Origin of the sequence: Micromonospora sp. MH33 (assembly GCF_003013775.1) — a bacterium.
Lineage (GTDB): Bacteria > Actinomycetota > Actinomycetes > Mycobacteriales > Micromonosporaceae > Micromonospora > Micromonospora fulviviridis.
Genome location: NZ_MUYZ01000224.1, coordinates 1 through 11,877 on the forward strand (window position 1 = coordinate 1; position 11,877 = coordinate 11,877).

The following is an 11,877-nucleotide window of genomic DNA, read 5'->3' on the forward strand; positions in this document are numbered from 1 at the left end:
GCAGCGGCCGACCGCCGGCGGTCCGGTGCCGGCCGGCGCGGAGCCGGTCGGCGGCCCGCCAGGCGTCGTCGAGGGCGTGACTGACGGTCCGGGCGTCCCCGGCCACCCGGCGCAGCAGCGCGTCCCCGTCGCCGGCTTCGGCGACGGCTTCAGGTCGTTGCGCGGGGTCAGACGCGCCGAGCTGAAGTTGCCGCAGGCCCAGCAGGGCAGCGACGCCGTCGCGTTCCTGGGCGACGAGCCGGTCGACCCGGCGGCCGACCTGCTGGTGCAGGGCGTCGCGGGTGTCCAGCAGCCGGCGGTGCGCGGCGTGCACGGCGGGGCGCAGCGCGTCGGTGACGCCGGCGGTGGCGATGGCGCGCAGGAGGCCCACGTCGCGCAGCCCGCCGGCCGCCTCCTTGAGGTCACCTTCGAGCAGGAAGGCCAGTTCGCCGTGGGTGGCCCAGCGGGCTTCGGTGATCTCGCGCAGCTTCGGCAGCTGCCGGACGGCGGTGCGCCGCCAGTGGTCGGTGGCGGTGTGGATGAGCTGGTCGGCGAGCGCCCGGTCGCCCGCCAGGAACCGGGCGTCGAGCAGGCCGAGGGCGACCTTGACGTCGTCCTGGGCGACGGAGAGCGCCTCGGCGACGGTCCGCACCGAGTGGTCCAGCCGCAGCCCGGCGTCCCAGATGGGGTACCAGAGCGAGGCGGCCAGCTCGTCGGTGCCGGGCACCCCGGCGTGCAGCAGCACCAGGTCGAGATCGCCGTAGGGGGCGCACTGGCGGCGGCCGAGTCCGCCGACCGCGATCAGCGCGATCCCCTCCCGCCCGGGGAGGATGCCGCGAAGCCAGGCGTCCAGGGCGTCGGCCCGCGCCGCCCGGGCCTCGGCGCCGATCCCCCCGGGTACGCCGGCGACCTCGTTGACCACGGGCGGGCCGTCCCCGGTGGGGCTGGTCGTCGTGGTCAACGAGGTCACGTCGGTCGGCTCCGGCGTCAGAGGGCGTCGAGCCCGCGCTCGCCGGTACGGACCCGGACGACCTCCTCGACGCCGGTCACCCAGACCTTTCCGTCGCCGATCTTGCCGGTCCGGGCGGCGCCCACGATGGCGTCGACGATCTTGTCGACGTCCATCTCGTCGGTGAGCACCTCGACCCGGATCTTGGGCAGGAACTCGACCGTGTACTCGGCACCCCGGTAGACCTCGGTGTGCCCCTTCTGCCGGCCGTAGCCCTGGACCTCGCTGACGGTCAGGCCGGCCACGCCGAGGGCGTGCAGGGCCTCCTTCACCGCGTCCAGCTGGTACGGCTTGATGACCGCGGTCACCAGCTTCATGTCCAACCCCTCCATCCCAGGAACGTTAACCGGCGACCTTCTCGCTGACCGGCTCGGCGGGCTCCTCCGCCGCGTCGGTGGGCTCCGGGGCCGGCTTGGTGGCGCCGATCCCGGCCATCGCGAACGCGCCCCCGCTGCCGCCCGTGGTGGGCGACAGATCGTAGGCGCTCTCCGCGTGCTCGGCGACGTCGATGCCCTCGACCTCCGCCTCGGCGGAGATCCGGAACCCGATCGTCTTGTCGATCACGAAGCCGAGGGCGTACGCGATGACGAAGGAGTAGGCGGTGACGATCAGCGCGCCCAGCGCCTGCTTGCCCAGCAGGGTGGCGTCACCGCCGACCAGCAGGCCGTCGCTGGCGACCAGCGAGCTGACCGAGGCGGTGCCGAACAGGCCGATCCACAGGCAGCCGATCCACCCGCCGACGAAGTGCACGCCGACCACGTCGAGGGAGTCGTCGTAGCCGAGCCGGTACTTCAGGCCCACGGCCAGGGCGCAGACCGCACCGGCGACCAGACCCAGCAGCACCGCCGCGGCCGGGGTGATGAAGGCGCACGCCGGGGTGATGGCGACCAGACCGGCCACCGCACCCGAGGAAGCGCCCACCAGGGTCGGCTTGCCGTCGCGCACCCACTCCACCACGATCCAGCCGAGCAGCGCGGCGGCGGTGGCGACCTGGGTGTTCATGAAGGCCAGCGCGGTGACCCCGTCGGCGGTCAGCTCGGAGCCGGCGTTGAAGCCGAACCAGCCGAACCAGAGCAGACCGGCGCCGAGGGCGACCAGCGGGATGTTGTGCGGCTTGGCGCTCTCCCGGGGCCAGCCGACCCGCTTTCCGAGGACCAGCACGAGGGCGAGCGCCGCGGCGCCGGCGTTGATGTGCACCGCCGTGCCACCGGCGAAGTCGAGGGCGCCGATGTCGCCGCCGATCAGGCCGCCGCCCCAGACCATGTGGGCGACCGGGAAGTAGACCAGGGTGGCCCAGCCGGCCGCGAACACCAGCCAGCCGGCGAACTTCGTCCGGTCGGACAGCGCCCCGCTGATCAGCGCGACGGTGATGACGGCGAACATCATCTGGAAGGCGATGAAGACGTAGAGCGGGATACCGGTCTCGCCCCACAGGTCGCTCTCACCGACGAACGTCTTGGTGCCCAGGTACTGGCCCAGGTCACCGATGAACTTGCCGCCCTCGCCGAAAGCGACGGTGAAGCCGTAGAAAAGCCACAGGATGCTGACGAGCCCGATGGACGAGAAGCTCATCATCATCATGTTCAGCATGCCCTTGGAACGGTTCAGCCCGCCGTAGAACAGGGCCAGACCGGGCGTCATGAGCAGCACGAGCGCAGTCGAAACAAGCAGCCAGGCAGTGTTCCCGGTATCGATCTCCACGCTGCCTCCTCTCGGTGTCGTATTCCTCCCTCCGACTGAGGCCTGGCAGCATCGCCCGTCAGCCGGTTGCGCGGAAGCTTGGTCGGCGGCTGTTTCCTTCACCGACACCGCTCGATTTCCGACGCGTGACGGGTTGTTTCCGGCGTGTGAAGAACGACGATCATGCCTGGGGAAAACGGGAGGAGTGGCCGGTCCGACACGGAACCGGCCACTCCTTCTCGACACGCGGTCAGCGCAGGGCGTACTCCAGGGCGTGCCGCTCGTAGTCGAGCAGCCGCAGGTCGCGCATGGGCCGGCGCAGGTGGCCCTTGTGCACGATCCGGACGAACGCCGGCTCCCCGGCCGCGGCCATCCGCCGGATGCCCTCCACGTGGTCGACGATCCGCTTGCGGATGGTCCGGATCAGCCGGTGCCGGTCCCGCGGGATCAGCCCGTACGCGTCGGCGAAGAGGCGCAGCCGGCGCGGCCGGTCCGGGTGCTTCCAGCCGAGGGTGATCGAGTCCCGGTCGGAGAAGATCGGCACCCAGGTCCAGGCCGCGTACGCCACGTCGTAGATCCGGGCGCCGGGCGAGGCCAGGTCGAAGTCGATCAGCCCGAGGGTGCCGTCGGGCCGCCAGATCACGTTGTGCGGGGCGGCGTCGTGGTGGCAGATCACCTCGGTGTCCGGCGGGGGCGGGCCGAACGAGCGCCAGACCGCCCCGGGCGGCGGGGTGAAGCCGTACTGGGCGTCGTGGAACATCCGCAGCATGGTCGCCACGGTGACCAGGGCCTCGTCGGTGACCCAGTGCGGGGCCAGCGGGTACTCCCCGCACTCCCCCTCCAGGTACGACAGGACCTCGCGGTTGCGCTCGTCCATGCCCAGTGCGCGGGGCGCGCCGGTGAAGCCCACGTACTCCAGGTGCCGCAGCAGCGCGTGCACCGAGGGGGTCCACGGGCCCGCGTTGCGCCGGACCGTGTCGCCCACCCGGACCACGGTGCTCACGTTCCCGCCGTGCAGCGGGATCTCCTGCGAAGTCACGTACGGTCTCCCGAGGCGCGGCGACGGGTGGCTGGGGTCGCGCCACCCCGCGTAGGCGCGATCGTCAGTCGTCACGTCGAGGCTACGCGTCCCGGGCGAGCGGCTCATTGCCGAGCAGCGCGTCGACGAACTGCGCCGGGTCGAACGGGGCCAGGTCGTCGGGGCCCTCGCCGAGGCCGACCAGCTTCACCGGGATGCCCAGCTTGCGCTGCACGGCGATCACGATGCCGCCCTTGGCGGTCCCGTCGAGCTTGGTCAGCACCACGCCGGTCACGTTGACCACCTCGGTGAAGACCCGGGCCTGCTCCAGGCCGTTCTGCCCGGTGGTGGCGTCGAGCACCAGCAGGGTCTCGTCGATCGGGCCGTGCTTCTCCACGACCCGCTTGACCTTGCCCAGCTCGTCCATGAGGCCGACCTTGTTCTGCAGCCGGCCGGCGGTGTCCACCAGCACGGTGTCGACCGCCGTGTCGATGCCCCGCTTGACCGCGTCGAAGGCGACGCTGGCCGGGTCGGCGGCCTCGGGGCCGCGGACGGTCTCCGCGCCCACCCGGCCGCCCCAGGTCTCCAACTGGTCGGCGGCGGCGGCCCGGAAGGTGTCGGCCGCGCCGAGCAGCACGGTCCGGCCGTCCGCGATGAGCACCCGGGCGATCTTGCCGCAGGTGGTGGTCTTGCCGGCCCCGTTGACCCCGACCACCAGCAGCACCGCCGGGACGCCCTCCTTGGGGGCGGTCTTCAGCGACCGGTCCAGGGTCGGGTCGAGCGCGTTGACCAGTTCGGCGGCGAGCAGCGTGCGCAGCTCGTCGACCGACCGGGTGCCGAGCACCCGGGTCTGCTCGCGCAGCCGGTCGACGATCTCGCGGGTGGAGTCGATGCCGACGTCGGCCGTGATCAGGCTGTCCTCGATCTCCTCCCAGGTGTCCTCGTCGAGGCGGTCCCGGCTGAGCAGGCCGAGCAGGCCCTTGCCGAAGACGTTCTGCGAGCGGGACAGCCGGGAGCGCAGCCGGACCAGCCGGCCGGCGGTGGGCTCGGGGACCTCGATGGTGGGCAGCGGCGGCGCCTCGACCACGGGCGGCGGCTCGACCAGCACGCCGGTGCGGAGGTCCGACTCCGCCGCTTCGACCGGCGGCCCGGCCAGGTCCTCCTCGGCCCGGGTGTCGACCTCCGTCTCCGGCAGCGGCGGCTCGGGGCGCCGGCGCAGCCGGGGCACCACGAGGCTGAGGCCGCCGAGGATCAGCACGCCAAGCAGGGCGAGTGCGACGAGGAGGTATTCCTTCATGCCCGAAATCCTGTCAGATGCCGGCGACGGCGTCCCACTCACCGCCTCGGCACGTGAACAAGCTGCGAGTACGCTCGCGGCTGGAAGGCGTGCCGCAACCGCCGGCCGGGTAGGAAAGGGTTAATGATCTTCGTCGGAGGTGCGCCGTGACCGGTCCCCGTCTGCTCATCGGCCCGCTGCTGCGCCGGGTCGTGGGCACGCGCGCCACCGTCTGGGTGGAGACCAGCGCCCCCGCGGTGGTCACCGTCCGCACGGCCGGCGGGGCCACCGGCAGCGCGCCCACCTTCTCGGCGTACGACCACCACTACGCGATCGTGGTGGTGTCGGGGCTGGCCCCGGACAGCAGCACGACCTACGAGGTGCTGATCGACGACGAGGTGGCCTGGCCGGTGCCGGAGAGCGGCTTCCCGGCCAGCGTGATCCGGACCCGGGCGGCGGACGACCGGGACCAGCCGGTGTCCCTGCTCTTCGGCTCCTGCCGGGAGACCACCCAGCACGCCACGGCCCGCCGGCTGCCCCCGGACGCGCTGGACGCGTACGCCCGGCGGCTGATCGCGGCCCCGGACCCGGACTCGCTGCCCGACCTGCTGGTGCTCCTCGGCGACCAGGTCTACGCCGACGAGACCTCGCCGACCGTGCGCCGGCTGCTCAAGCGGCGGCGGCGCCGCCCGAAGGGCGCGCCGGCCACCCAGGTGGTCAGCTTCGACGAGTACACCAAGCTCTACCTGGAGTCCTGGCGCGACCCGGAGATCCGCTGGCTGCTCTCCACCGTGCCGAGCGTGATGATCTTCGACGACCACGAGATCATCGACGACTGGAACACCTCGGCGTCCTGGCGGGCGGACATGCGCACCCAGCCCTGGTGGGCGGAGCGGATCCGCAGCGGCCTGGCCTCCTACTGGGTCTACCAGCACCTGGGCAACCTGGCCCCCGACGAGATCGCCGCCGACCCGGTGTACGCCAAGGTAATGGCCGCCGAGGACGCCACCGGCGTGCTGCACGAGTTCGGCGAGCGGGTCGACCAGGAGGCCGACGTCGCGCACGACACCGAGCGCTGGCGGGCCGTGCAGTACCAGTGGAGCTACGCGCTGGACCTGGGGCGGACCCGCCTGGTCATGCTGGACAACCGCTCCAGCCGGGTGCTCGACTCCGGCAACCGGGCGATGCTGCCGCCGGGCGAGTGGTCCTGGTTCCTGGACCGGGCGCACGGCGTCTACGACCACCTGGTGGTCGGCGCCTCGCTGCCCTGGCTGCTGCCGCCCGGCATCCACCATGTGGAGTCCTGGAACGAGAAGCTGGCCGCCTCCCCCCGGCCCGCGGTCGCCAAGCTGGCCGAGCGGATGCGGCGGGCCTTGGACCTGGAGCACTGGGCCTCGTTCCGGCGCTCCTTCGAGGCGCTGGGCGAGCTGTTCGCCCGGCTGGGCAGCGGCACCGCGCCGCACGAGGGGGCGCGGGTCGGCGCCGGCCCGGCGTACTCCCGGCCGGCCTCGATCAGCGTGCTCTCCGGGGACGTGCACCACTCGTACGTGGCCCGGGCCCGGTTCGCCGACCGGAGCGTACGCACCCCGGTGCACCAGCTCACCTGCTCCCCGATCCACAACCAGGTGCCGGCCGGGATGCGCCCGCTGATGCGGCTCGGCTGGAATCCGGGGCCGGCCGGAGCCGCCCGGGCGCTGGCCCGCTCGGCGGGGGTACGCCGCCCGCTGGTGCGGTGGAAGAAGCTGGCCGGGCCCTACTTCGGCAACGCGGTGGCCACGCTGACCCACCAGGGCCGGGCGGCCGACGTGGTGATCGAGGGCACCACCAGCGACGGGCACCTGCGCACGGTGGCGCGGCAGCGGCTCAGCGACGAGGTGTGAGTACCCTCTCAGCGTGGACGAGAGCCTGCGCGCCGTGGAGCACGAACTGACCGCGCTGCTGCGGCGTGGGCGCGCGCTGTCCTGGGAGATCGCCCGGGAGGTCCATCCCAACCTGGAGCCCAACGCCTACGGGCTGCTGCTCTGGCTGCGCCGGTCCGGCTCGACCCGGCTCACCGACCTGGCCGGCAAGCTGGGCATCGGCAAGGGCACGCTGAGCCGGCAGATCGGCGGCCTGGAGGCGCTGGGGCTGGTCCGCCGCGACCCGGACCCGACCGACCGGCGGGCCGCCCAGCTCAGCCTCACCGAGGAGGGCACCCGCCGGTTCGACGCGGCGCGGGCGGCCCGACTCGGACAGATCCGGCGGTCGCTGGAATCCTGGCCGAAACAGGACGTCGAGGACTTCGCCCGGCTCATGCACCGGTTCAACGAGACCTTCTGACCGGATCCGGCCGGAATAAGACCTGCGCCACGTGCGGTTGTTGCTTGAGGCAACCAAGCCATACGGTTGCCCGAGGCAACTCCTTCCCCCGTCTTTCTCCGGAGGCATTCCACGATGACGCAGGCGACAGCGCCCACCCGGGCGACCGCCGTCGACATGTCCCACCGGCAGATCCTGGAGGCACTCTCCGGCCTGCTGCTGGGCATGTTCGTCGCGATCCTCTCCTCCACGGTCGTCTCGAACGCGCTGCCGCGGATCATCACCGAGCTGCACGACGGCCAGTCCGCGTACACCTGGGTGGTCACCTCGACGCTGCTGGCCACCACGGCGACCACCCCGATCTGGGGCAAGCTGGCCGACCTGACCAGCAAGAAGCTCCTGGTCCAGCTCGCCCTCACGATCTTCGTGCTGGGTTCGGTGCTGGCCGGGCTCTCCCAGTCCACCGGCCAGCTCATCGCCTGCCGGGTGCTCCAGGGCGTCGGCGCGGGCGGCCTCACCGCCCTGGCCCAGGTGATCATGGCGACGATGATCGCCCCGCGCGAGCGCGGCCGGTACAGCGGCTACCTCGGCGCCGTGATGGCCGTGGGCACCATCGGCGGCCCGCTCATCGGCGGCCTCATCGTCGACACCGACTGGCTCGGCTGGCGCTGGTGCTTCTACGTGGGCGTGCCGTTCGCCGTCCTCGCCCTGGTCGTGCTCCAGAAGACCCTGCACCTGCCGGTGGTCAAGCGCGAGGCGAAGATCGACTGGTGGGGCGCCACCCTGATCACCGCGGCCGTCTCGCTGCTGCTGATCTGGGTCACCCTGGCCGGCGACAAGTACGCCTGGATGTCCTGGCAGAGCGCCGTCCTGGTGGCCGGCGCCGTGCTGCTCGGCGCGCTCGCCCTCCGGGTGGAGAACCGGGCCGCCGAGCCGATGATCCCGCCGCGCCTGTTCCGCAACCGCACCATCACCCTCGCCGTGATCGCCAGCATCGCGGTCGGCGTGGGCATGTTCGGCGCCTCGGTCTTCCTGGGCCAGTACTTCCAGATCAGCCGCGGCGAGAGCCCGACCATGTCCGGCCTGATGACCCTGCCGATGATCCTCGGCCTGCTGATCGCCTCCACCGTGGTCGGCCGGATCATCACCAACACCGGCCGCTGGAAGCGTTACCTGGTGGCCGGCTCGGCGCTGCTCACCGCCGGCTTCGCGCTGATGGGCACCATGCGGGCGGACACCCCGTACTGGCGGCTCGCCGTGTTCATGGCGCTGATCGGCCTCGGCCTGGGCATGACCATGCAGAACCTGGTCCTGGCCGTGCAGAACACCGTCGGCCCGCACGAGCTCGGCGCGGCCAGCTCGGTGGTGGCCTTCTTCCGCAGCCTCGGCGGCGCGATCGGGGTCAGCGCGCTCGGCGCGATCCTCGGCCACAAGGTCAAGGACTACCTCGCCGAGGGGCTGGCCGGGCTAGGCATCCCGGCGTCCAGCTCCGGCAGCGGCGGTGCCCTGCCGAACGTGCACACCCTGCCCGCACCGATCCGCGCGGTCGTCGAGGCCGCTTACGGGCACGGCGCCGGGGACATCTTCCTGGCCGCCGCCCCGTTCGGGCTGATCGCGCTGATCGCGGTGATCTTCATCAAGGAGGTGCCGCTGCGCCGGACCAACGGCGACGCGGTCTCCGCCGAGGTCGAGCGGGAGTCGACCGTCGCGGCCGTCGACGCCGCCCCAGTGGTACGCACGGGCGGGCGGGACTGACCCGATGGACGCACCCGAGCGCGAGAAGTACGGCCCGGAAGCCCGGCCGCTGCCGTTCGAGCGCGGCACGGACGGGCCCCGGGTGGTGCTCGTCGGCGTCGACGGCAGCCGCACCTCGCTGCGCGCCGCCGCGTACGCCGCCGGGCTGGCCCGCCGGCAGGGGTCCGGGCTGGTGGTGGTCTTCGTCAGTTCGCCGGCCCCGTACGCGGGAATCATGTCCGGGGTGGTGGCCGGAGCGGTCCAGCAGACCCACGACGAGCTGGCCGCCGAACTGCGCGAGGAGTGCCGGCGCGGCGCCGAGGAGCTGGGCCTGCCGGTGACCTTCCTGTGCCGGCGCGGCGACGCGTACGCCGAGCTGTGCAAGGCGGCCGACGAGCACCGCGCGGACCTGGTGGTGGTCGGGTCGTCCGAGCAGGCCGGCCACAAGCTGGTCGGCTCGGTCGCCACCCGGCTGGTCCGCACCGGCCGCTGGCCGGTCGTGGTGGTGCCCTGAGGTGAGGAAGGCCCCCGGTTAACGCCTCGCGTGGTGCCGGGGGCCCCTCCTAACATCGCCGCATGACCTGGAGAGCACCCGAGATCGACCGCAGCCACGAGCCCTACATCGGTGACGAGCGCACCATGCTGGAAGGCTGGCTCGACTACCACCGCGACACGCTGCTGCACAAGTGCGCCGGCCTGACCGCCGAGCAGCTCCGGACGGCGAGCGTCGAGCCGTCGACCCTGACCCTGCTGGGGCTGGTCCGCCACCTGGCCGACGTGGAGCGCTGGTGGTTCCGGATCCGCGCCGCCGGGGAGGACCTCCCCGGCCTCTACGACTACACCGAGGACCCGGACGCGGATTTGAACGCCATCGCCGACGCCGACCCGGCGGAGGCCTTCGCCACCCTCCGCGCCGAGATCGAGGCGGCCCGGAATGCCGTCGCCGGCCTGTCGCTGGACCACACCTTCCGGCGTCCCCGCCGCGACGGCACCGCCGACGAGATGAACCTCCGCTGGGTCTACGTGCACATGATCGAGGAGTACGCCCGGCACAACGGCCACGCCGACCTGATCCGCGAGCGCATCGACGGCGTGACCGGAGACTGACCCTCGGCGGCACGGCGAGGTGGCGGCGTCCCGCCGACCGGAACCCGCCACCCCGGCGGGCCGGCCGGCTCAGTAGGCCAGCGCGGCGCGCAGGTAGCGCAGGTCCGCCGGACCGCTCCAGCGGTGCGCGGAGAGCCCGGCCACCCGGGCGCCGGCCACCGCCCGGTCCTCGTCGTCGACGAACAGCACCCGGGCCGGCGGGGTCCCGAGCGCCTCGCAGGCCGCCTGGAAGTACTCCTTCGCCGGCTTGTGCACCCCGATCACCGACGAGTTGACCACCACGTCCAGCTCGTCGGTGAGGTCCAGCGCGACCAGGTCGGCGTCGAGCACGTCGGTGGCGTTGGTGCCCAGCCCGACCCGGACACCGGCCGCCCGGACCTCCCGGATGAAGGCGAGCACGTCGGGGTCGACCTCGCCCCGGTAGCGCTGCCACGCGTCCACCGCGGCCCGGGCCCGGCCCGGGTCGCCGACCGAGGGGGTGAGCGCCTCGGTGACGCTGGTCATCCACTCGGCGTGGCTCACCTTGCCGGTGAGCACCGGCTGGAGCAGCCCCCAGGACATGGCGATCTCACCGAGGACGCCCTCGGTCAGCCCGTACTCCCGCTCGACCCGGGCGGCCACCGCCGGATCCCAGCGGCGCAGCACGCCGTCGAAGTCCACCAGGAGCGCCGTGGCGCGTTCCCGACTCACTCGCTGTTCCCCTGCCCCTCGTCGTCGGCCCGGTTGAGCCGCTGGCTGATCACCTGGGTGACCCCGCTGCGCATGGTCACGCCGTAGAGCGCGTCGGCGATCTCCATGGTCCGCTTCTGGTGCGTGATCACGATGAGCTGGCTCTTCTCCCGGAGCTGGGCCAGCAGCGTGATCAGGCGACCCAGGTTGACGTCGTCGAGGGCCGCCTCCACCTCGTCCATGATGTAGAACGGACTGGGCCGCGCGCGGAAGATCGCCACGAGCATGGCCACCGCGGTGAGCGACCGCTCGCCGCCGGAGAGCAGGGAGAGCCGCTTGATCTTCTTGCCGGGCGGCCGGGCCTCGACCTCGACACCGGTGGTGAGCAGGTCCTCCGGGTCGGTGAGCACCAGCCGCCCCTCGCCGCCGGGGAAGAGCACGGTGAACACCTGCTCGAACTCCCGCGCGGTGTCCTCGAACGCGCTGGCGAAGACCTCCAAGATCCGGTCGTCGACGTCCTTGACAACGGTGAGCAGGTCCCGGCGCGTGGCCTTGAGGTCCTCCAGCTGCTCGGAGAGGAACTTGAAGCGCTCCTCCAGCGCGGCGAACTCCTCCAGGGCCAGCGGGTTGACCTTGCCCAGCAGGGCCAGCTCCCGCTCCGCCTTGGCGGCCCGCTTCTCCTGCACCGGCCGTTCGTAACGGACCGGCTCGGGCACCGGCGTGCCCTCCTTCTCCGCCGCGGCGACGTCGGCGTCGGTGGGCGGGACGAGCTGGTCGGGGCCGTACTCGGCGATCAGGGTGGCCACGTCGAGGCCGAAGTCCTCGGCCGCCTTCGCCTCCAGCTGCTCGATGCGCAGCCGTTGCTCGGCGCGGGCCACCTCGTCCCGGTGCACCTGGCTGGTCAGCCGCTCCAGCTCGGCGCCGAGCCGCTTGGCCGCGCCGCGTACCTCGGACAGCTCGGCCTCGCGGGCGGCGCGCTCGCGGGCCACCTCGTCGCGGTGCTCCTCGGCACGGGCCAGGGAGACGGTGAGCCGGGTGAGCGCCTCGCGGGCGCCGCCGACCACGGCCCGGGCGATCTCCGCGCCGCGGGTGCGGGCCGCCCGCCGG

The 11,877-nt window shown here is 72.8% G+C and carries 11 protein-coding genes and 1 pseudogene; 5 read left to right on the forward strand and 7 right to left on the reverse strand.

Annotation, left to right across the window (positions count from 1 at the left end):
* The 5 genes and pseudogenes from B0E53_RS26405 to ftsY form a co-directional block, all read right to left on the reverse strand.
* Positions 1-949, reverse strand: a pseudogene (locus tag B0E53_RS26405) ([protein-PII] uridylyltransferase); the annotation flags it as partial.
* Positions 950-966: 17 nt separating this feature from the next.
* A complete protein-coding gene (locus B0E53_RS26410) occupies positions 967-1,305 on the reverse strand; it encodes a P-II family nitrogen regulator (RefSeq protein ID WP_013284578.1) in 339 nt (112 codons plus the stop codon).
* A 25-nt stretch (positions 1,306-1,330) separates the two neighbouring features.
* Positions 1,331-2,689 (reverse strand): ammonium transporter, encoded by a 1,359-nt coding sequence (locus B0E53_RS26415; protein ID WP_107078509.1) that lies wholly within the window; start codon positions 2,687-2,689, stop codon positions 1,331-1,333.
* A gap of 229 nt (positions 2,690-2,918) precedes the next feature.
* Positions 2,919-3,815, reverse strand: a complete 897-nt coding sequence (locus tag B0E53_RS26420; RefSeq protein WP_187399608.1) for an aminoglycoside phosphotransferase family protein — start codon at positions 3,813-3,815, stop codon at positions 2,919-2,921.
* Entirely contained in the window at positions 3,790-4,983 is a 1,194-nt protein-coding gene (gene ftsY, locus B0E53_RS26425; protein ID WP_107078510.1) for a signal recognition particle-docking protein FtsY, read from the reverse strand. Before ftsY ends, B0E53_RS26420 begins: the two co-directional genes overlap by 26 nt.
* 146 nt (positions 4,984-5,129) lie before the next feature.
* Here ftsY and B0E53_RS26430 point away from each other — a divergent pair, with 146 nt between their 5' ends.
* From B0E53_RS26430 to B0E53_RS26450, 5 genes are all read left to right on the forward strand, one after another.
* Positions 5,130-6,842: an alkaline phosphatase D family protein gene (locus B0E53_RS26430; RefSeq protein WP_107078511.1), complete on the forward strand. Its 1,713-nt coding sequence runs from the start codon at positions 5,130-5,132 to the stop codon at positions 6,840-6,842.
* 13 nt (positions 6,843-6,855) lie between these two features.
* Positions 6,856-7,281 (forward strand): MarR family transcriptional regulator, encoded by a 426-nt coding sequence (locus B0E53_RS26435; RefSeq protein ID WP_091312461.1) that lies wholly within the window; start codon positions 6,856-6,858, stop codon positions 7,279-7,281.
* Between the two features lie 114 nt (positions 7,282-7,395).
* The gene (locus tag B0E53_RS26440) at positions 7,396-9,015 is read left to right on the forward strand and encodes an MDR family MFS transporter (protein ID WP_107078512.1); all 1,620 of its coding nucleotides are present in this window, start codon (positions 7,396-7,398) and stop codon (positions 9,013-9,015) included.
* Between the two features lie 4 nt (positions 9,016-9,019).
* Complete coding sequence (locus B0E53_RS26445; protein ID WP_107078513.1) at positions 9,020-9,508, forward strand: universal stress protein; 489 nt, start codon at positions 9,020-9,022, stop codon at positions 9,506-9,508.
* A gap of 62 nt (positions 9,509-9,570) precedes the next feature.
* Positions 9,571-10,101, forward strand: a complete 531-nt coding sequence (locus B0E53_RS26450) for a DinB family protein (protein ID WP_107078514.1) — start codon at positions 9,571-9,573, stop codon at positions 10,099-10,101.
* 69 nt (positions 10,102-10,170) lie between these two features.
* Here the strand turns inward: B0E53_RS26450 and B0E53_RS26455 are convergent, their stop codons facing one another.
* Together B0E53_RS26455 and B0E53_RS26460 are read right to left on the reverse strand one after the other, a co-directional pair.
* A complete protein-coding gene (locus B0E53_RS26455) occupies positions 10,171-10,791 on the reverse strand; it encodes an HAD-IA family hydrolase (RefSeq protein WP_107078515.1) in 621 nt (206 codons plus the stop codon).
* On the reverse strand, positions 10,788-11,877 hold a 1,090-nt coding region (locus B0E53_RS26460), incomplete at its 5' end, for an AAA family ATPase (RefSeq protein WP_146167771.1). The genes B0E53_RS26455 and B0E53_RS26460, both read right to left, overlap by 4 nt.

Coding starts and splice junctions, on each gene's coding strand:
- B0E53_RS26410 (WP_013284578.1), bottom strand. CDS start 1,305: ATGAAGCTGGTGACCGCGGTCATCAAGCCGTACCAGCTGGACGCGGTG.
- B0E53_RS26420 (WP_187399608.1), bottom strand. CDS start 3,815: ATGAGCCGCTCGCCCGGGACGCGTAGCCTCGACGTGACGACTGACGAT.
- ftsY (WP_107078510.1), bottom strand. CDS start 4,983: ATGAAGGAATACCTCCTCGTCGCACTCGCCCTGCTTGGCGTGCTGATC.
- B0E53_RS26440 (WP_107078512.1), top strand. CDS start 7,396: ATGACGCAGGCGACAGCGCCCACCCGGGCGACCGCCGTCGACATGTCC.
- B0E53_RS26445 (WP_107078513.1), top strand. CDS start 9,020: ATGGACGCACCCGAGCGCGAGAAGTACGGCCCGGAAGCCCGGCCGCTG.
- B0E53_RS26450 (WP_107078514.1), top strand. CDS start 9,571: ATGACCTGGAGAGCACCCGAGATCGACCGCAGCCACGAGCCCTACATC.